We start from the raw sequence: 18835 nt of genomic DNA on the forward strand, positions 1-18835 counted from the left end.
TGTGGGAGAGTAAGAAACCGCCGACACCAAACAAAACAAACAACTAAATATATCTCACCAAGAGCCTAGACACACCATGTCTAGGCTCTTGGTGCGTTTTCGGGCCTTCGCATCGCACCCCAAGCAACACTGGGGGCGAGTATACGTGTCGTTGAAGGCAACCTAAGCCAGTCGCACAGCAGTGCTGCCATATCCGGCAGCCGGAAGCGACATCTAGAAAACCCAAAAGCACAAACCCGAAAACACAGACCTGCGTGCTGCACATCCACGTCTCCACGTCTGCGCTTATAGACCGCAACGGATCCGAGCACGAGTCATACGCGCTAATTATCTCAAGCACAAAGAATCCACCGCCGCCCAAACAAGCAACACAGCTTTGCCGGCTGAGGACACTCATCCCCGGACCATTTGCAGGCTACAGCATTCTTGAACCTAGGCGCATCGCCCAAGTGATGGGTTTGCCTCGTAGAGAACAACAAAAATAGCCCCCAGCCGCAGCAAAAGCGGGCCGAAGGCCAAATCTACAGGAAACAGGAACAGGCGCTGTCTTTGGTGACGGTGGTACTTAGCCCTTCTCGCAACCGCGGGTGTCGTGCAAACCGCACTGAGGGACGCCCAGGAACGAAAGAGCGAGCGATGAGAGCGTGACTGGAATAGCGATAATGTCGTAGAAGGGGGAGTCGACGACGAGTTCATTGAGAGACGACGAGTTCATTGAGATCAGTAGACGATCCTTGTCGAGCGTTGTTCACTAGCCCGTCCTCGGCTGTCGCTGTGGGTGTCGCCGTGACCATAAGTGCGGCGGCACTGATGATAGCTAGGGACTTCTTCATCGTGTCAGTTCCTTTCGGATAGGGAATTATAGGGATGTCCTAGGCTATCGGACCAACATGTCAAAGGCAATGGTTTGAGTGCTGGTCTAATTCCGTCCTCATTCTTTGGCAGCAGTGTTGCTTGGCCCAGCCTTTTTGGGTACTGGGGCCAAAACTACGGGCGAAGAAGATTATGGGTATGTAGGGGTAATCGAGAGTGAAACTCACGGGTATAGCCGGTTACGGGGTCGGCAAAAGAAGTGTGCGTCGCCGTCAAGTGCATGGGAATTCGCATATCCTCGGCTTCTGCCGGGTAGATGACGGGGTAGATGGGGTCCCCAATAATGGGTATTGCTGCCTGGAGCATGTGCAATCGGAGTTGATGCGTCTTGCCAGTCTGCGGCTTTAAGGTGTACTTCCCGAGCTCTGGTAGTGAACCGTGGATGGACTCGTAGGGGGCCTTATCTACGGGCACCACGCCGGCGACCTCGGTGATGGCATTGACTTCCCCCTCGACGATGCGGCCTTGCAGCTCCCCCGGGGTCTTCTCCATACGGGAGCGCCAAATGGTGCCTGGGGAGACGTCGGCAAGCGGCGCGATGGCCTCGTAGGTCTTGTTTACGCGGCGCTCGGCAAACAACGTTTGGTAGGCGCCCCGGACGGAGCGGTCCTTCGTAAAGACGAGGATGCCGGAGGTAAGCCGGTCGAGACGATGCGCGGGAGATAGCTCGTTGTTTCCCGTCATCCGGCGCAGGCGCACGGTTGCAGTCTCTGTGATGTGCCGGGCGCGGGGCATGGTGGCCATGAAGGGCGGCTTATCCACCACTAGGAGGTGCTCGTCCTCAAAGAGGATTGGTATGTCGTATGGGACGGGAGTTTCGGGAGCCGGCATGCGGTAGAAGTACACCATTGCGTTGGTGGCGAGAATACTATCAGGGCGAAGAGGGGAACCATCTTGGCGCACAACTTCGTCTGCGTCGAAGCGGGCCTGTAGCGCGGCCTCGTTGTCGCCGGGGTGACGGTGGCGCTGAGTGACGATGAGGTGGTGAACGAAGTTCCACGCGGTAATCGGACCTTCAGGCACGCGGGCGTGGGTGGGGTTTAGCCCATCACGGATAGGAAGTGGTGTTGCGCCACGCCTTTTTTGCGATATTCTTTGACCCATGGATTTTAACTCTATTCTCGCACCCGTCATCGATTTCTTCTCTAATGGTATCGGTGCCGTCATCCGTGACATTGTCGTGGCCGCCTACAACATCCTCTTCCCCGCCAACGCGGACGCTGCTACCACCCCACAGGTCTAGTAATAGGTATTAGACTGGAAGTGTAAGCACTTCGAAAGGAAAGGTCATGGCAAAGGAAGACATTGTCGTCGTCGCCGTTGATGGTTCGGAAGCGTCGAAGAACGCCGTCCGCTGGGCTGCTAATACCGCGGTAAAGCGGGGTATCCCGCTGCGTATCGCATCGAGCTATACGATGCCGCAGTTCCTCTACGCCGAAGGCATGGTTCCGCCGAAGGAGCTTTTTGATGACCTCCAGGCGGAAACCCTAGAGAAGATCGAGGATGCCCGCGCCGAGGCCCACAAGGTTGCCCCGGATCTGAAGATTGGCCACACCGTGGCTGAGGGCTCCCCGATTGACATGCTGCTGGAGATGTCCAAGGACGTCACCATGATTGTCATGGGCTCCCGCGGCATGGGCGGCCTGTCCGGCATGGTGATGGGCTCGGTGTCCGCATCCGTCGTTTCCCACGCCTCCTGCCCGGTTGTCGTGGTCCGTGAGGATAACCACGTCACTGAGTCCACCAAGTATGGTCCGGTTGTCATCGGTGTCGATGGCTCCGAGGTTTCCCAGAAGGCAACAGATTATGCCTTCAAGGAAGCCGATGCCCGCGGCGCGGAGCTCATTGCCGTTCACACCTGGATGGATATGCAGGTTCAGGCCTCCCTGGCCGGCCTCTCCGCCGCACAGGCCGAGTGGGCTGAGGTGGAGAAGGAGCAGGCAGAGCTGCTGACCGAGCGCCTCGCTGAATTCCAAGAAAAGTACCCGGAGGTACAGGTCAAGAAGGTTATTGCTCGCGACCGTCCGGTTCGCGCGCTGGCAGAGGCTTCTGAGGGCGCCCAGCTTCTCGTCGTGGGTTCCCACGGCCGTGGTGGTTTCAAGGGCATGCTGCTTGGCTCCACCTCCCGCGCGCTACTGCAGTCCGCACCGTGCCCGATGATGGTGGTACGTCCGGACTCCGAGTAACCTTCGCATAACCCCGCTATAACGATTCGGGCCCATTTACTGGATAAGTGGTAAGCCCGAGTCGTTTTGGTGTTTTAACGCGTACGGTGGGGAGAACGTAAATAAAAGCTATTTACTGTTACTAGAAGGAGTGAGTGACATGGGACTTGGTCTCGGTTTCTTTGGTTCGATTGTTGTCGGCATTATTGCGGGCTGGCTCGCAGAGAAGATTATGAAGCGCGATCAGGGGCTGTTCACTAACCTCATTGTTGGTGTTATCGGTGGCCTGATTGGTGGCGGCTTGCTTGCGCTCTTTAATAAGAGCGTTGGTGATAGCTGGTTCTTGATGATTATTACGGCAACGGTCGGCGCCTGTATCCTGCTGTGGATTGTGGGAGCCATTACGGGCCGCAAGAAATAATAATTCGCATACATACCGGTTTGTCTATATTGTGTAGATGAACCGGTTTTGTCATGTGAGGAGAAGAAATGGCCGAAAAGAAGTCGCGACGCAATCGTCCGAGTCCGCGCAGCCGACTGCTCGAATCCGCCACGCGGCTCTTTACCACCGAAGGAATCCGCGTGATCGGCATCGACCGCATCCTGCGTGAGGCGGACGTCGCTAAGGCATCGCTGTACTCCCTCTTCGGCTCTAAGGACGCCCTCGTTATCGCGTACGTTGAGGCCCTTGATGAGGAATATCGCGCCGATTGGCAAAAGCGCACCGAGGACGCGACAGACCCGGAAAGCAAGATTCTGGCCTTCTTCGACAAGGCCATCGAGGAGCAGCCCTCCATGGAATTCAGGGGCTCGCACTTCCTCAACGCTGCGGGCGAGTATCCGCGGCCAGAAACTGATGCCGAGCGCGGCATCGTGGCCGCCTGCGTCGAGCACCGCACGTGGATGCATTCCACGGTCACAGCACTCCTCAACGCTAAGAATGGCTACCCCTCAGAGGAGCAGGCGAGCGAAATTCTCATCTTCCTTGATGGCGGGCTTGCCGGCGCGCGCCTTACCCGCGACGTCGCCCCGCTCGTAACAGCCAAGCAGCTGGCTATTCGGCTTCTGTCGGCTCCTCCTGCCGACTATTCGATTTAACAATTTTTCGTGCCTCCGCCACGATTTCCGAGTGCCGCTTGCGGCTAGCGGCGAGCTCTTCCTTGTGCCCCGGATCCTCTTTGAGCCGCTGCTTAGCCGCTTTCTTTTCCCGCTTCTTCTCCTTGGTGCGCCAGCGCTGTATGCTAGCGCGGCGCTGCTCGTGGACGGCCTCTGGCAGCGGGTAGCGCTTGCGCAGAATGATTTCGTACACGCCCGTCTGTAGCAGGGTGAAGAGGTAGGAACAACCCCAGTAGAAGATGATGGTCACGGGGATGGGGCCGTGCCAGGCCACCATCCACAACATCCACGGGATAAGAACCACCATGAGGGCCATAAACCACAGCAAGCGGCGAGGGATCTTTTCGTCGAAAAGCGTGGTGAGGTAGCCGCGGTAGAGCGTAATGAGCGTGTTGAGGGAGGTAAACACGAGTGCCGCGATGAGCATTGGCAGGACCAAGTCACGGTGCTCGCGGGCGAAATTGGTGAGGGGAACGCCGAAGACGGTGGAAGCGCGGAAAGAGGAGACGTCGTCTAGCGTGAGCATCCCCACCGGCTCATGCGTGGAGCCAGAAACCCGGAGCACCACCTGGTAGAGGCCAATAAAGGCGGGAATGATGAGGAAGGCTGGGAAGCAACCCACTAATGGATTGTGTTGAAAGCGCTTCTTGAGATCGCGCTGCTGCGTAAGGACGGCGACGGCTTCATCGACGGTGTCGGCCCGAGCGAGCTGCGCGTTGAGCTCGGTCATCTCTGGGCGCATGAGGGCTCCGATGCGGCCTTGCTTCACGGAAAGCCAGTTCAGCGGTGCGATGAGCCCGCGGACCGTCAGCACGAGGAAGACGATGGTGAGGATCCATGACATGGAGCCGGAGAAGAAAGCACCTAACAGGAGGTGCCAGAGTTTCATGATTCCGGAGACCGGATACATGAAAATTTCGATCATCGCCTACTCCTCTTTCTGCAGGGTGGTGGGGCACTTACACGTTACAGGGAGGCTAGGGTAGTGAGTATGCCCCACCCCACCGCACGCACGCGAACGACCGTCGGCTCCGTCATCGGTGAGCTGATGCTGACGGCCGGCGTGCTGCTGCTGCTCTTTGCTTTTTACGAGTCCTACTGGACCAACATCGCCTCCGGCAAGCTGCAGGACGAAGCTAACGAGACGCTGCAAGAGGAGTGGCACAATCCGCGCGGCGCTGGCCATGCTCCGCAGCTCGGTGAGGCATTCGCACGCCTCTATATCCCTGCCTTCGGCTCGGATTTCGCTTTCGCGGTTCTGGAAGGCACCAACGAGGATGATTTGCTGCGCGGACCGGGGCGCTACACGGAGACACAGATGCCCGGTGAGCCGGGTAACTTTGCGGTGGCCGGGCACCGTGTGGGCAAGGGCGCGCCCTTTAATGACTTGGGTAACCTGCACACCTGCGACGCCATCGTCATCGAAACTGCGACGGAGTGGATCACCTACCGCGTGCTGCCTATCGACAGTTCCCCGGGGGAGTGCTTCAGCCAGGAGCAGCAAGCCAAGCCGGAGTACCAGCCGGTGCAGGGCCGCCACATCACGCTGCCGGGCGATGTCAGCGTGCTCCAGCCTGTTCCCGGGGCGGAGGGCGTTGAGCCGAGCGAATCCTTGCTTACGCTCACGACGTGTCATCCGCAGTTCTCCAATGCGGAGCGCATGATCGTGCACGCCATGGAGACCGACCGGGAGGCTAAAGCGCTCGGCTCAGATGACAATGACCGCCCCGCAGTCTTGGAGGAGAACTAATGTATCGCGCACTGTGGAACCTGTTGCCCGGCCCCACCGCGGTAAAAGCCCTGCTGGCGTTGGCCCTTGCCGTAGGGGTTTTCTTCCTGCTCATGGAGGTTGTGTTTCCCTGGGTAGCAGCGCAGATGCCCTATAACGACGTTGCCGTTTAGACCATTAAATGCTTAGGCCTTATACGTTTAGGCCTTATAGGCCTAAACGCTTGATCGCTTCCTGCGCTATGAGCTGGGGCTTGAGCGTTTGCAGCTGGTTCGACCACACCACCACGGCGTGGTTGTCCTTCTGCACGGCGAAGACCGAGTGATCCTCAAAGACGCCGCGCCCGCCCGACCAGCCATCGAATTCGGCAAGCTCCGTGTCCTCGACAGGGGCGGCCCAGTCCACGACCGCGCGCGCTTCCTCCACGCTGGGCATCTGGCGGATGAGGACGGTGACTTGTGGCTCCTCGGGGTAGGACCAGAACACACAGGCGGGGGTGCCAAAGCGCTTGTCGACGCCCCACCGGGTCATCCTCTGCCCGTTCGTATCGGCCACCCATTGGGTATCCAGATAGGGGCAGTCTTCCCAGTCGCTGACCTCCGCTGTGGCGTCGATGGGCAGGCCATCGCCTGCGTCGGTGGGTGTCGCAGGGCTTGCGGCCGGGGTGCTGGGGGTGGGGTCGTCTGCATCCGAGCACCCCGCGGCGGCGAAGCCGATGCCGATCAGGCAGGCGGCAAGCGGGGGAAGTAGGCTGTGGCGCATGACGTCCACACTAGACCAGCGCTCGGTTGAATCGGATGCCCTGCGCAACGGTATCCACGTCCTGACGGCGACGCTGCTGGTGGTGGCGATTTTTACCACGGTGCGCCTACCTCTGTGGCAGGGCGTGCTCAACCTGCTGCTCTTGGTTTCTTTCGCCGTGGTGTACTTCGGGGGCTCAGCCTACTTGGAGACGCTGCCGCGCATCGCGCGTTATGGCTGGATAGTCATCCTCACGGTATTGTGGCTTGCCGACTTGGCTGTGGCGCCTGCGGCCATCTACCTCGTGTTTTCCCTGTACTTTGTGTACCTCTACGTACTGGAGATGATCCCCGGCGTCATTTGCGTTATTGCGGCCACAGTGATGACCGTGCTGGTGCAGGTACCGGGCGGGCTGTCCTTCGGCGGCGTCATGGGCCCAGCGGTATCGGCCCTGGTGACGATCGCTATCACCTATGCCTTCCGGGCGCTGAGCCGTATGAACCAAGAATTGGTGAAGACCCGTTCGCAACTTGTGGAGTCCGAGCGCACGGCCGGTATGACAGCCGAGCGCCAGCGCATCGCCCACGAAATCCACGACACTCTGGCACAGGGCCTGTCCTCCATCCAGATGCTTCTGCACGCCGCTGACCGCGACCTGGCCCAGGAGAATATCCCTAAGGCGCAGGAGCGCATTGAGCTCGCCCGGCGCACCGCGGCGGATAACCTCCACGAGGCGCGTGCCATGATCGCAGCACTACAGCCGGCGGCGTTATCGGAAACCTCCCTGGAATCAGCTATGACCAGGATGGCGGATAACTTCGCGGCCACCGGTGGGGTTGATGTTTCCGTGGACGTTGAAGGCGATGTCCAGCAACTTCCCATGAAGGTGGAAGCAGCACTGTTGCGGATTGCGCAGGGGGCGATGGGGAACGTCGTCAAGCATGCCCACGCCAGCAAGGCACGGGTGACGGTGACCTATGCGCCGGATGAGGTGCGCGTGGACGTGGTGGACAATGGAGACGGCTTTGATGTCGAGGCAGTGGAGAATAAGCCGGCGGGGTTGGGGCATATTGGTCTATCGGCGATGCGCAGGCGTGCCGAGGAGCTCGGCGGAGAGGTCGTGATTGAATCCACCCCAGGCAGCGGCACGGCGGTCTCAGTTAGTGTGCCCTTAGATAACGATGTAGATTAGGAATTTGTCCACACCGTACCAATGAGGAGGAAGCCCGTGATTAGGGTCTTGCTTGCCGACGACCACGAGATCGTACGCCTAGGTCTACGCTCGGTGCTCGAGGGGGCTGAGGATATCGAGGTGGTGGGCGAGGTAGCTACCGCCGAAGCCGCCGTCTCCGCAGCGCAGGCAGGTGGCATTGACGTCCTCCTCATGGATCTGCGTTTTGGAGCGGGTATTGAAGGTACCCGCGTCATGGGCGGCGCGGAGGCGACCGCCGCCATCCGCTACTCCATGGAGAACCCGCCCAAGGTGCTCGTGGTCACTAATTACGACACTGACGCGGACATTCTCGGGGCGATTGAGGCCGGAGCGGTGGGCTACTTGCTGAAGGATGCGCCGCCGGTGGAGCTGCTCGCGGCGGTGCGCTCGGCGGCCGACGGTGATTCGGCGCTCTCGCCGGTGGTGGCCGATAAGCTGATGACCCGCGTGCGCACGCCGCGCACCTCTCTTACCCCGCGCGAGCTGGAAGTACTGAAGCTGGTCGCGGCGGGATCCTCCAACCGGGAGATCGGTGTGGAGCTGATGCTTTCGGAGGCGACGGTGAAGTCTCACCTCGTCCACATCTATGACAAGTTAGGAGTGCGCTCGCGCACGTCGGCCGTGGCGGCCGCCCGCGAGCAGGGCGTTCTTTAGAGGTTGTTGGCGTCGCGGTAGGCCAGGATGACGTCGTTGGGGATCTTGCCGCGCTCGGCGACCTGGTAGCCGTGCTGGGCGGCCCAGGCGCGGACATCGGCCGGCTTGTAGTGACGGGTGTCCTTCTTCACCGGGTGACGGGCGGCCTTGACAAAAGGTTCCATTGCGGCGTGGAACTTATCGGCATTCTCCTGGGAAACATCGAGGAGATAGTCTTTACCGTCAACGCTGAAGCGGATGACAATCAGTTCTTCCTCGCTGAGGGGCTTGTTATCAATGTCGTCAAAAAACTGGGTGATTTCGCGGCGTGCCATGATTCTCCATTCGATCTGTAATCTGATCGTTCTGTGCTTGGGCTTCCTTCATCGTTCACCACAAGAGCGGAAGCCTAAACTTTAAGTAACTTAACGGATTAAAGAGAAAGTCATTAAAAGAACCTTCTCTTGTTATTGACTATAGAGCAAAACCACGTCTGCGACACAGTTAAGGGGCGCTAGGAGAAGCAATATTCTGGCCGGTAACAAAGGCTGATTTTAAACCCGAAAGAAAAAGCCTCCGATCCGCTTTCCCGCCCTTGTTAGGAGGCGGGGAATGTGGGGATCGAAGGCTGGAAGCTGTGGTGCGAAGGGTTATGCGCCCAGCTTGGACTGGATCTCATCGTTGAGGGAATCAATCTCGCCGGAGATGGAGCGGTGTGCGCGCTGGCGCTGCTGCTCAGTCATGTATTCCGCATTGTCGATTGCGGAATCAAGTTCGTTGAGCCGCTCCTTGACGTCGCGCTTAAAGCCGGCGGGCAGCTGGGCGTCCTTCAGGGAGTTGCGGATGCCGGCGGTGCGCGCCTTTAGCGGTGCGCCGTGGCCGGAGAAGGAGGCCAGCTGCTCAGCGCTGACGCCAGCCTTGTGCGCGCGCTTCTTCTCAACCTCGCGCTGGGCAACGGTGATGCCGCGGTAAATCAGGGGCAAAAGAAGAGGTGCGGCGGTGCGCAGGGCGCCGGCATAACGCTTGACGTTGCCCTTATTTAAACGGCCTTCTTTAATGCGTTCGAGTTCCTTCTTGGCCATTTTGTATTCGTGCTTGCGGCGATTCTTCAGGCCCTTTTCCTCAGACTTGATAAGCGCCTTCTCCTGCTTAGCCAACAGCTTTTGCTGGCGGTGCTTGGACTTATCAGCAGCCTTGACCTCTGCCTTTACACGGGTCTTGGCGGCCTTAACCTCAGCACGGGCCTCACGGCGGGCCTTGCGGATCTTCTTCATAATGCCCATTGAAACGTCCTTAAATTATCTTTCCTTAGGGTCTCGCTACAACTCTAGCAAGGTGGTCTACTAAGCTCACCTGCTGTGAAGGATGTGCTCGTCGCCACGGATCTTGTGGGCTGCCGTTATCGCTTGGTGCAGCGCCGCGCGCATCCCGAGATCCCACGTACCGCGGTAAGTCAGGCCCGCGCGGAACGCCACGCGGCGGCTATCGATGCTGCCTTGAGCCGCCTTCCCGCAAAGGGGCCGGGCCGTTTTCGCCGCATTGACCTGGAGGGTAGCGACTTCGAGCGGGCCCTGGCCACGCTCGAGGCCCTAGCTCGCGGGTATACGCACATCACCAACGCCGTCTTTTCCACCGAAGAGTGGATGGTGCGCGTGGAGCTCCTCGTTCGGGACGGCGAAATGTACAGCCCCGTCATCGTCTCCGATCACCGCGTGGCGCGCCGGCATGAGGCCTCGCGCGCGCTTGTCGTGCCGACCCACCGCTTGGGGTTGAGTGAGCCCTTGCCGGCCAAGTACAAGATTCGGCATCACGCCATCGACGGCTACCGTTTGGCGCTGGCAGCCCGGGGCTTGGAAGAAGTGGGGCTGAATTCTGGCAGGGGCGCGGCGATTGGGCAGGACCGCAGCCAGGCTTTTGTCACGGATACCTCGCGTTTTGCCATCGATGAGGCACTGGCGCAACCGCTGCCCGCGGGCCCGCGCCGTGTCAAGGAGTGCGCCTCCTGCCGCTTTTGGCCCTTGTGCCGGGAAGAGCTGGAAGCCCGCGATGACATTTCCCTCTTCCTGCCGGGCGACCGCGCCAACCCCTACCGCGAGCGCGGTATTACGACAGTACAGGGGCTTATCGACGCCTCCCTCGGCGCCCCCTCCGCCCTCGCCGCCGCCTGGCGCGAAGGTATTCCCCTGCTGCGCCGCGGGCAGGTCAGCGTTCCTCGCGCGGATGTGGAAGTCGACGTCGATATGGAGGCCTACCTGGATCAAGGCGCCTACCTGTGGGGTGCACTCCTGGACGGTGAGTATCACTCTTTTGCCACGTGGGAGCCGCTCGGCGGCCGGGCGGAAGCAGAGAATTTCGCCGAGTTTTGGGAGTGGCTCATGGGGGTGCGTGCTGACGCACATGCGGCAGGAAAGACCTTTGCGGCGTATTGCTACTCCGCCCACGGGGAGAACCATTGGATGCGCAGGTCCGCGCAGCGCTTTTCTGCACCCAACCTCCAGGAAGTGGAAGAGTTCATCTCCTCGGAGGAGTGGGTGGATATGTTTGTCCACGTCAAGCGTAGTTTCGCCGGCACCGCGGGGTTGGGTCTGAAGACCGTGGCCCCGGTCGCGGGCTTTGAATGGCCGGAAGAGTTTGACGGCGAAGAATCCGTTAACGCCCGCCGCGCTGCGCTTGCCGGTGACACGGGCGCGCGTGCGCAGATTCTGCGCTATAACGCCGGCGATGTGCGCGCTACCCACGTGGTCCGCGAGTGGATGTCCGCCGGCGCGCCGGGCGTGCCTCCCCTCGAGCCCTAGCTTCTTCTGCCTTCCCGTTTTGCAAGTCCCCAGACCTGAAACCCGCAACCTCAGCGTCGCCAAGCGCTTGCCGACGCCCCACTGCCCACCAGGAGGTTGCGGGATCGAGGTCTGGGGATCTACAGGATGAGGCTGAGTCCGCCGAGGATGATGAGCACCGCAAGCGCCACCCAGGCCTGGTCCCAGTCCGTAGTGCTCGTTGGGGCTGGGCCTTCGGCCTTCTTGAGAAGCACGGCTTTCTGGGCCTTGACCGCACGAGCGGTGAGTACGGGGATGATCGCCATGGAACCCAGGCAGAGCAGCGAGGCGGCAACCATGGTGAGGGAACTGGAGGTGGCCAGCCAGAGGGCAAGCCCGCCGTTGATAAAGACCGAGCGCCCCAGCCCCCAGCGGTTATATTCGCGCAGGCCAGCCCGCACCGCTGAAGGGCCGCCGCCCATCGTGGTGGGCAGCATATAGCCCATGACGCCGATGAGCAGTTGGGCGCCAAACCCCACGACGAGCGCGAGCATGGGAATCTGTGGCTCGCTAGAGAAGAAATGCTGGGTGGTGTAATACACCAGACCGCCGAGCAGCCAGAAGCAGGAAAAGAGCACAGAAAGCGCCGGGAAGGTGATGCGCCCGCGTGGTTCCCGGAACACGCTAAGGGCATTGAGTAACCAGCTCTGCAGGCTGAGCGCCCAGCCGACGCAGTAGAGGATGAGGCCCGCTTGCGGTACATTCCACGCGCTGCCGATCACGGTGGTCACCACGCCCAGCGCCAACAGCGTGAAGCTCAGGCCCATGTGCGGATTGACTCCCTTGGTGCGCCAGATGGACGGGAACAAGATGGTGAGTGAGCCGGCCGCCGCCAGCCCCACGAAGCCACCAATATTGGCGGCCACGTGCGCGATGAGCAGGCGCGGATGGGAGGGGTGCGTCGCGAGGAAGGCACCAAGAGTGGCACCAACGGCAAGAAAGAAGGCAGAGGCTACGTACGCAGCAACGACAGGGCGGAATCTTTTGGATTCCGCTTGGCGCCATAAGGCAAAGAGGGCCACGCCGTGCCAGACCACGGCGAGCGCGACAAGTGTGGCACCTATCTGTGTGAGCACCCAGTGGTGGCCCCAATATTCACTGAGGATTTGGCCCACGAGGGTGAGGATAACGCCGGCATTCTGCAGATAAATCCGCGCGAGCTGGCGAGGGCGGGCCGACATCGGAACTTTGAGCTGCACGAATTTTTCGGTGAGGTGCTGGGACCACACCACGATGCTGTTGCTGAGGATGCCGAGCGTGAAAAGGTGGATGAGGACCCACCGGTAATTCGGGATAAAGGTATGGATTGCGCCCGCGAGAAGAAAGACCATCATCCACAGGCTGACCGGGCGGGATGCTTTCCTGTGCCATGTGCGCGGCGACCACTTATCCATAAAACACGAGTTTATCCGGTTTTTCTCACAACCCAACTCAACACCGCGATGCCCGCGGCGAGGGCGGCGTAGACGGCGATGAAGCCGGTCCACGACAGGAAATCAAAGAGCACGCCCGCTAGCGCGCCCAGGAGGGAACTGCCCAGGTAGTAGAAGAAGACATAGAGGCTGGAGGCCTCAGCGCGGTCGTGAGTGGCGATATGCCCCACCCACCCCGAGGCCGTGGAGTGCGCTGCGAAGAAGCCGATGGTGAAGAGCACGATGCCGAGAAGGGTGGGGATCAGTGCCCCCATACAGAGCGCGATGCCCACGGCAAAAAGCAGGCAGGACAGCAGCAAGGTGTTGGCGTGGCCCACTTGTGTGACCAGCCGGCCGGCGCGCGCCGAGGACCACGTGCCGGTGAGGTAGAAGAGGAAGACCAAGCCGGCCAAACCAGGCGCGAGGTGGAAGTGGTTGATGAGCCTAAATGCTAGGAAGTTATAGAGGGACACGAAGGTGCCCATGGCCACGAAGGCCACGATGAATAAGGGGATGAGGCGGGTATCCCGGGCATGGCGGAAGATGGCGCGCAGCTCCGAGTGGAAGTGAATCGCCTTCGGGGTGAAGTTCTGTTGGTAGGGCAGCAAGATCGCCGCGATGATAGCCAAAATCAGCGTGACCAGGCTAGAGCCCGCCAGCGCCCAGCGCCAGGACGTGAGCTCGAGCAGCCCGGTGGGAATGAGGCGGCCGGTGAGCCCACCGATGGTGGTGCCGGCGATGTACAACCCCATGGCACGGGCGACGTAGGAGCTTTCCAGCTCCTCCGAGATCCAGGCCATGGCGGTGGCGGGTGCGCCGGCGATGACGGCGCCCTGGAGCGCGCGGGTGGCGATAAGTATCTCCGGATTGGGCGCCAGCGGCACGAGCATGCCGATGAGCGTGGCCGCGATGGTGGAAACGAGCAACAGCTTTCCACGGCCGATGCGCTCGGAGATGATGGACACGGGGATCACGCAGATAGCCAGCGCGCCTGTGGCCGCGGAGATGGTCATGGCGGCTTCCGTGGGGGACATGCCCATGTCCTCCACCAGGGTGGGCAGCATGGCTTGGGTGGGGTAGAGGCAAGAAAAAATTGCCAAGCCCACGAAGAGCATGGCAATGGTGGCGCGCCGCGTTCTGGTCATGCATCAAGCATGGCCTAGCGCGGGTTATGTGTAAAATGTCTAAAAGTTACATAAAACATGCGAGGTGTGCATGAATCTGGAGGATGTGCGCGGCGTCGTCGCCGTGGCCGACCATGGCCTCGTCGGCGCGGCTGCCGACGCCCTCGGGCTCTCCCAATCCGCGCTAACCCGCCGCGTGCAGCGCATTGAGGCGGAGGTGGGGGCCAGCCTCTTCGAGCGCAGCGGCCGGCGCCTGCGGCTCAATGCCCGCGGCCAGGCATTCGTGGAGCATGCCCGGCGGATGCTCATGGCGGAGACCGCCGCGCGCGACGCCGTTTCCCGCCTCATGGATCCGGAGCGCGGTACCGTGCGCCTTGACTTCATGCATTCCCTCGGCACGTGGATGGTCCCGGAACTGCTCAAGGCCTATCGTGCCGAACACCCTCACGTGGACATCCGCCTGCACCAGGGCGCGGCGCGCGAGCTCGTGGAGAGAGTAGCGGCCGGGGAGTCAGATCTCGCGCTCGTTGGCCCCCGCCCCACCACCCCGGGGGCCGTGGGCTGGCACCAGCTTAAATTGCAGCGCCTCGGGCTCGCAGTTCCGGAAGGGCATTGGGCGGCAGGACAAGACAGCGTGCGCATGGAAGATTTTCGGGAGGAGCCCTTCATCGGCATGCTGCCCGGCTACGGAACGCGTATGCTGCTGGATTCCCTGGCGAGCGAAGCCGGATTCACCCCGCGCCTCATCTTCGAATCCATGGAGCTGACCACCGTGGCCGGCCTCGTGGCTGCTGGCCTGGGATCGGCGCTGCTGCCGCTCGATGACCCGTACCTCAAAGCCCGCAACCCCATCCCGCTGCAGCCCGCGGCCTACCGTGAGCTGGGGCTGGTGTGGCGGGAGGGCGATGATGCCCCGCCGGTCGAGCACTTCAAGGATTTCGTCGTGACACGCACCGCCGACTAGCTGCCGAAGGGGAGCTCGGCGGCCAGAGCAGCGAGCGCTTCGGGGGTGGATACCTCATGCGGCAGCCAGGGCAAGGTGTGCACCGGCTGGCCCGGCAGCTTCTCCGCGAGCAGCGCGAGGGCCGCATCCTCCGAGGCGCGGCGCTGTTGAAGAAACTCTTCCGTGCTTTCCGGAGTGCGGCGGTTGACCAGCAGCCCACCGCAGTGCACGCCATGGGAACTCAGGTCCGCGAAGAACTCGGCGGTTTCCAGCACCGGGGTGCGATCGGCGGTGAGGACGAGGAAGAAGGACGTGGTGGTTTCGTCGGAAAGCACGGCGCGCAAACGCTCGAAGCGGCGGCGGCGCTTGAGCAGCGTGGACCGTATCTCCTGGTTGCGGCGGTCCACGGGGTCCTGCGAGCTGGCGGAAACGGCCTTCTCCGCTGAGGTCATGCCGCGCACCACCGCGCCGAACTTGTCGGATTTCTCGCGCCGCGCGAGCAGTCCATCGGTATACGCGGCCATGATTTCCGGCAGCGCCATGAGTCGGGCGGTGTGCCCGGAGGGGGCGGTATCGAAGATGATGTGCTCAAACCCTCCACCATCCTGCTGCTCTTCGATGAGCTGCGCAATGCGCTCCAGCATCGCCGCCTCGTGCGTGCCGGGCGAGTGCCGGGCCAGGTCCAGGTGGCGGTCCACCTCGCGGTGGAGGCGTTCTGGCATGAAACGACGCATTTGCTTGGCGACGCCCTCTAGGTGCTCCTCCGTCGCCCGCGCCGGGTCGATCTCGATGACGCTTAAGTGGGGGCGGACGGTAGTGGGGACGTCGGAAAGCGCGGTGCCAAAGATGTGCCCCAGGTTGTGCGCCGGGTCGGTAGATACCAGCAGCACGCGCTTGCCTTCCTGGGACAGGCGCAGCGCGGTGGCGGTGGCCAGCGTGGTCTTTCCCACCCCGCCCTTGCCGCCGAAGAACATGACGGGGGCTAGCAACATGAGATTCCGTTCAAAGGTGAGCGCTCCATGCCCATGCGCGTGTGCCAGGCGTGGAAATCTTCGTACATCAGCGGCAGCAACTCCAGGGTGTAGTAGCTGGCCGGATTCGGCAGGCCGAGGGCCTCCGAGAGGATAAGCAGCATGAAGAGGTCGTCTTCCTCCTGCTGCGCCTTAGCGAAGGAACGCCGATAGGGCGCGGAGTAGAACTCGTCTAGACCGCGCCCAAAGGCCTTTAGTTTATCGAGCATTGACCGGCAGGGGCGGCTCGATGTCTTCGTCCTTCCATACCACCTGCGGGGCCTTGCGGGCGCGGGAAATGGCGGCGATGGCTTCGGCGATGACCCAGATGGCGGCGACGATAATGACGCCATCGATAAGGAGCAGCAGCCAGTTTCCGGCCTGGAACAGCGTCTTGAGCTGCAGCACCGCCGCCCACAGAGACATGACGGTAACAAAAATCAACGGGAGCAGCACTGGCCACGTCGGGCGGCGCAGCTGGGTGAGGATGACCACGATGATGGACAGCGTCAGGCCTGCCATGAGCTGGTTGGTGGTGCCGAAGAGCGGCCAGATGAGCATGCCGCCGGAGCCGTCGACACCGGTGGAGAAGGTCAGGCCCAAAGCGCAGCCGACGGCGATGATGGTGGCAACCAGGCCGCTGAGCTTGATGCCCATGAGCTCGGCGGCCTCGGAGACCACCATGCGCTGCAGGCGTACACCGGAGTCCATCGTCGTCGCAGCAAAAAGCACGGCCATGGTGGCCAGGATGGTGGCGGAGAGCGAGGTGGGGATGCCCAAACCTTCGTTCATGAGGGCACCGCCGCCCTGGACGAAGGCGCCGACGCCGCCGGCGTTCCACTCGTTGTAGACGGCCTCCCAATCGGCGGCGGTCTTGAAACCGGATGTGGTGGCGACGATGGTGCCCAGTGCGAGGAGGCCCTCGCCCACGGCGCCGAAGTAGCCGACGAAGCGGGCGTCGGTTTCCTTATCCAGCTGCTTGGAAGAGGTACCGGAGCTCACCACGCCGTGGAAGCCGGAGACGGCGCCGCAGGCGATGGTGACGAAGAGCAGCGGGAAGATGCCTGGTGTGTTGTCAGGGACGTGATCCGACACGGTCGGTGCAACAACCTCGGGGCGGGTGATAAGGAAGGAGCCGTAGAGGATGATGAGGCCGACGAAGAGCTGCAGGCCGTTGATGTAGTCGCGCGGCTGCAACAGGACCCACACCGGCAGCAGGGAGGCGATGAAGGCGTAGACGAAGAGCAGGATGATCCACACGCCGCGGTCCGGGATGCCCAGGACGGTTTCCGGCAGGGCCAGCGGGACGCGGTCACCGATGATCATCAGCGCGTACAAGGCAGCGACGCCCACGATGGAGACGATGGTCAGGTTCCAACGGAAGCGGTAGATGGCCTGGCCGATGAGCAGGGCGACGAGGATGGCGCCCCAGGTGGGGATGACGGCGGTGGGCGTGGAAATCAGCAGGTTGGAAATGACCACCGCGAAGGCCGCGTTGACCATGAGCAGCAGCAGGAAGATCACGACGAGGAAGAGCGCGCGCCCGCGGGCGCCGATATAGCGCCCAGAGAGCGTGCCGATGGACTGTCCGCGGTGGCGCTGGGAAGCCCACAGCGCGCCCAGGTCATGCATTCCGGCAAAGAAGACCGTGCCGAGCGTGACCCAGAGGAAGGCTGGTAGCCAGCCCCAAATCACGGCGACGGCGGGGCCGATGATGGGTGCAGCACCCGCGACCGAGGTGAAGTGATGGCCCCACAGCACGTATTTGTTAGTAGGGACGTAGTCGACACCGTCCTCCATGGTGTGGGAGGGCGTGGAGAAACCCTCGGAGAGCTGATACACCTTCGACGCAAGGAAGCGGGAGTACAGCAGGTAGCCCGCCACCATCATGGCGAGTCCGATAAAGACGAGAAGAAGTGAGTTCACAAAACCACCTGAAGAGAGTCAATTGAGATGTCGCATCAGCGTTGGCTCCTCAGCAAGAAAGGCAAGCCTGTAATACGCATCCCTGTGTGCAGGTGGTGTGAATTATGCCATAGCTGTTTTGTGAAGGTGGGTTTAATTTCTAAATCTCGATAGGGAAAGTTGGGGCGGGTGGGGCAGAAGGGGGTGTGGTTCATCACCGCTCACGGTCTGCGAATTGCCTTGACCGATAGGCCAACTGCCCTACATGACGAAGATCCCCCTCGGATCGGCAATGGCGGCGCATAACTTTGGCAACTCGGGCAGTTTCGCCTCGCGCACCGGGAGCAGGAGTCCTGTGCAAAGGCCTGCAGCTTGTTGAAAACGCGAAACCGCGCCGAGCCTCATTGAAGAGGGCCCAGCGCGGTCGAAGCTATATGGCCTTAAAAGAGGCCGGAATGCTTACTTGGTGGCAGCAGCGTAACGCTCAGCAACGTCATCCCAGTTGAAGACGTTCCAGACAGCCTTGACGTAGTCAGCCTTCACGTTCTTGTACTGGAGGTAGAAGGCGTGCTCCCACATATCCAGCATCAGCAGCGGGGTGAAGTTCACCGAGATGTTGCCCTGCTGATCAGTGAGCTGCTCAATAATCAGGCGACCAGCAACGTGGTCGTAGCCCAGAACTGCCCAACCGGAGCCCTGCAGGCCGGTCGCAACAGCGGAGAAGTGAGCCTTGAACTTCTCGAAGGAACCGAAGTCGCGGTTAATAGCCTCAGCCAGCTCGCCGGTCGGCTCGCCGCCACCGTTCGGCGAGAGGTTCTTCCAGAAGATGGAGTGGTTGGTGTGGCCACCCAGGTTGAAGGCAAGGTTCTTGGACAGAGCGCGGATAGCGTCAGCGTTAGCCTCGCCGTTGCGCTGCTCCTCCAGAGCCTCGAGCGCAGCGTTAGCGCCAGCAACGTAGCCAGCGTGGTGCTTGGAGTGGTGCAGCTCCATGATCTCAGCGGAGATGTGCGGCTCCAGAGCGTCGTATGCGTAGTCGAGTTCAGGAAGTTCGTAAACAGCCATTTGTGTCATCCTTTCTTTGGGGTACGAGGCCCCATCGTAGGGCGCGGATGAGGATTTGGCCACAATAATTTTTTAATGGGAACCGCCGTGAACGAA

The 18835-nt window shown here is 61.3% G+C and carries 22 protein-coding genes; 10 read left to right on the top strand and 12 right to left on the bottom strand.

The features are described 5' to 3' along the window. Nucleotides 1-565: 565 nt before the first annotated feature. Together HMPREF2526_RS13550 and HMPREF2526_RS00160 are read right to left on the bottom strand one after the other, a co-directional pair. The gene (locus tag HMPREF2526_RS13550; RefSeq protein ID WP_232761136.1) at nucleotides 566-715 is read right to left on the bottom strand and encodes a hypothetical protein; all 150 of its coding nucleotides are present in this window, start codon (nucleotides 713-715) and stop codon (nucleotides 566-568) included. Between the two features lie 272 nt (nucleotides 716-987). Then, the gene (locus tag HMPREF2526_RS00160; protein WP_083295487.1) at nucleotides 988-2040 is read right to left on the bottom strand and encodes a pseudouridine synthase; all 1053 of its coding nucleotides are present in this window, start codon (nucleotides 2038-2040) and stop codon (nucleotides 988-990) included. Here HMPREF2526_RS00160 and HMPREF2526_RS13330 point away from each other — a divergent pair. The 4 genes from HMPREF2526_RS13330 to HMPREF2526_RS00175 all read left to right on the top strand — a co-directional run bounded on the left by HMPREF2526_RS13330 (nucleotide 1976) and on the right by HMPREF2526_RS00175 (nucleotide 4136). Next, nucleotides 1976-2116, top strand: coding sequence for a hypothetical protein (locus HMPREF2526_RS13330; RefSeq protein WP_168160887.1), 141 nt, complete (start codon nucleotides 1976-1978; stop codon nucleotides 2114-2116). The genes HMPREF2526_RS00160 and HMPREF2526_RS13330 overlap by 65 nt on opposite strands. 46 nt (nucleotides 2117-2162) lie before the next feature. Continuing rightward, complete coding sequence (locus HMPREF2526_RS00165) at nucleotides 2163-3059, top strand: universal stress protein (protein WP_046647652.1); 897 nt, start codon at nucleotides 2163-2165, stop codon at nucleotides 3057-3059. A gap of 139 nt (nucleotides 3060-3198) precedes the next feature. Beyond that, nucleotides 3199-3459 (top strand): GlsB/YeaQ/YmgE family stress response membrane protein, encoded by a 261-nt coding sequence (locus HMPREF2526_RS00170; RefSeq protein WP_010188457.1) that lies wholly within the window; start codon nucleotides 3199-3201, stop codon nucleotides 3457-3459. 68 nt (nucleotides 3460-3527) lie between these two features. Next, entirely contained in the window at nucleotides 3528-4136 is a 609-nt protein-coding gene (locus tag HMPREF2526_RS00175) for a TetR/AcrR family transcriptional regulator (protein WP_070545093.1), read from the top strand. On the opposite strand, the gene yidC is transcribed toward HMPREF2526_RS00175, so the two are convergent. Next, a complete protein-coding gene (yidC, locus tag HMPREF2526_RS00180) occupies nucleotides 4093-5079 on the bottom strand; it encodes a membrane protein insertase YidC (RefSeq protein ID WP_046647648.1) in 987 nt (328 codons plus the stop codon). The genes HMPREF2526_RS00175 and yidC overlap by 44 nt on opposite strands. A gap of 66 nt (nucleotides 5080-5145) precedes the next feature. On the opposite strand from yidC, the gene HMPREF2526_RS00185 reads away from it, so the two are divergent. Together HMPREF2526_RS00185 and HMPREF2526_RS13335 are read left to right on the top strand one after the other, a co-directional pair. Next, a complete protein-coding gene (locus HMPREF2526_RS00185) occupies nucleotides 5146-5904 on the top strand; it encodes a class E sortase (RefSeq protein WP_070545095.1) in 759 nt (252 codons plus the stop codon). Continuing rightward, entirely contained in the window at nucleotides 5904-6056 is a 153-nt protein-coding gene (locus HMPREF2526_RS13335) for a hypothetical protein (protein WP_049154629.1), read from the top strand. Before HMPREF2526_RS00185 ends, HMPREF2526_RS13335 begins: the two co-directional genes overlap by 1 nt. 34 nt (nucleotides 6057-6090) lie before the next feature. Here the strand turns inward: HMPREF2526_RS13335 and HMPREF2526_RS00190 are convergent, their stop codons facing one another. Beyond that, nucleotides 6091-6645, bottom strand: coding sequence for a DUF2020 domain-containing protein (locus HMPREF2526_RS00190; RefSeq protein ID WP_070545097.1), 555 nt, complete (start codon nucleotides 6643-6645; stop codon nucleotides 6091-6093). Here HMPREF2526_RS00190 and HMPREF2526_RS00195 point away from each other — a divergent pair. Together HMPREF2526_RS00195 and HMPREF2526_RS00200 are read left to right on the top strand one after the other, a co-directional pair. Beyond that, nucleotides 6644-7816, top strand: a complete 1173-nt coding sequence (locus HMPREF2526_RS00195) for a sensor histidine kinase (RefSeq protein ID WP_070510858.1) — start codon at nucleotides 6644-6646, stop codon at nucleotides 7814-7816. The genes HMPREF2526_RS00190 and HMPREF2526_RS00195 overlap by 2 nt on opposite strands. Before the next feature lie 36 nt (nucleotides 7817-7852). Further along, nucleotides 7853-8491: a LuxR C-terminal-related transcriptional regulator gene (locus HMPREF2526_RS00200; protein ID WP_046647640.1), complete on the top strand. Its 639-nt coding sequence runs from the start codon at nucleotides 7853-7855 to the stop codon at nucleotides 8489-8491. Here the strand turns inward: HMPREF2526_RS00200 and HMPREF2526_RS00205 are convergent. After that, nucleotides 8488-8805, bottom strand: a complete 318-nt coding sequence (locus HMPREF2526_RS00205) for a histone-like nucleoid-structuring protein Lsr2 (RefSeq protein ID WP_070510860.1) — start codon at nucleotides 8803-8805, stop codon at nucleotides 8488-8490. The two genes, HMPREF2526_RS00200 and HMPREF2526_RS00205, sit on opposite strands and share 4 nt — an antisense overlap. A gap of 315 nt (nucleotides 8806-9120) precedes the next feature. Beyond that, nucleotides 9121-9753 (bottom strand): DUF6474 family protein, encoded by a 633-nt coding sequence (locus HMPREF2526_RS00210; RefSeq protein ID WP_070510862.1) that lies wholly within the window; start codon nucleotides 9751-9753, stop codon nucleotides 9121-9123. Between the two features lie 75 nt (nucleotides 9754-9828). Here HMPREF2526_RS00210 and HMPREF2526_RS00215 point away from each other — a divergent pair, with 75 nt between their 5' ends. Beyond that, a complete protein-coding gene (locus HMPREF2526_RS00215) occupies nucleotides 9829-11265 on the top strand; it encodes a TM0106 family RecB-like putative nuclease (protein WP_210384375.1) in 1437 nt (478 codons plus the stop codon). A gap of 119 nt (nucleotides 11266-11384) precedes the next feature. Here the strand turns inward: HMPREF2526_RS00215 and HMPREF2526_RS00220 are convergent, their stop codons facing one another. Together HMPREF2526_RS00220 and HMPREF2526_RS00225 are read right to left on the bottom strand one after the other, a co-directional pair. After that, complete coding sequence (locus tag HMPREF2526_RS00220) at nucleotides 11385-12677, bottom strand: copper oxidase (protein ID WP_070545100.1); 1293 nt, start codon at nucleotides 12675-12677, stop codon at nucleotides 11385-11387. Between the two features lie 11 nt (nucleotides 12678-12688). Next, nucleotides 12689-13840 (bottom strand): MFS transporter, encoded by a 1152-nt coding sequence (locus tag HMPREF2526_RS00225; RefSeq protein WP_070545102.1) that lies wholly within the window; start codon nucleotides 13838-13840, stop codon nucleotides 12689-12691. A gap of 70 nt (nucleotides 13841-13910) precedes the next feature. Here HMPREF2526_RS00225 and HMPREF2526_RS00230 point away from each other — a divergent pair, with 70 nt between their 5' ends. Continuing rightward, the gene (locus tag HMPREF2526_RS00230) at nucleotides 13911-14783 is read left to right on the top strand and encodes a LysR family transcriptional regulator (RefSeq protein ID WP_070545103.1); all 873 of its coding nucleotides are present in this window, start codon (nucleotides 13911-13913) and stop codon (nucleotides 14781-14783) included. Here HMPREF2526_RS00230 and HMPREF2526_RS00235 read toward each other — a convergent pair. The 4 genes from HMPREF2526_RS00235 to HMPREF2526_RS00250 form a co-directional block, all read right to left on the bottom strand. After that, nucleotides 14780-15754, bottom strand: a complete 975-nt coding sequence (locus HMPREF2526_RS00235; RefSeq protein ID WP_070510870.1) for an ArsA family ATPase — start codon at nucleotides 15752-15754, stop codon at nucleotides 14780-14782. The two genes, HMPREF2526_RS00230 and HMPREF2526_RS00235, sit on opposite strands and share 4 nt — an antisense overlap. Beyond that, nucleotides 15745-16002 (bottom strand): cory-CC-star protein, encoded by a 258-nt coding sequence (locus tag HMPREF2526_RS00240; RefSeq protein ID WP_046647629.1) that lies wholly within the window; start codon nucleotides 16000-16002, stop codon nucleotides 15745-15747. Before HMPREF2526_RS00240 ends, HMPREF2526_RS00235 begins: the two co-directional genes overlap by 10 nt. Beyond that, on the bottom strand, nucleotides 15992-17698 hold the full coding sequence (locus HMPREF2526_RS00245) for a carbon starvation CstA family protein (protein ID WP_070545105.1): 1707 nt from the start codon (nucleotides 17696-17698) through the stop codon (nucleotides 15992-15994). The genes HMPREF2526_RS00240 and HMPREF2526_RS00245 overlap by 11 nt, the downstream gene beginning before the upstream one ends. A 438-nt stretch (nucleotides 17699-18136) precedes the next feature. Continuing rightward, complete coding sequence (locus tag HMPREF2526_RS00250) at nucleotides 18137-18739, bottom strand: superoxide dismutase (protein ID WP_046647628.1); 603 nt, start codon at nucleotides 18737-18739, stop codon at nucleotides 18137-18139. Nucleotides 18740-18835: the final 96 nt, after the last annotated feature.

It is taken from the genome of Corynebacterium sp. HMSC070E08, assembly GCF_001808895.1.
Taxonomy (GTDB): Bacteria; Actinomycetota; Actinomycetes; order Mycobacteriales; family Mycobacteriaceae; genus Corynebacterium; species Corynebacterium hiratae.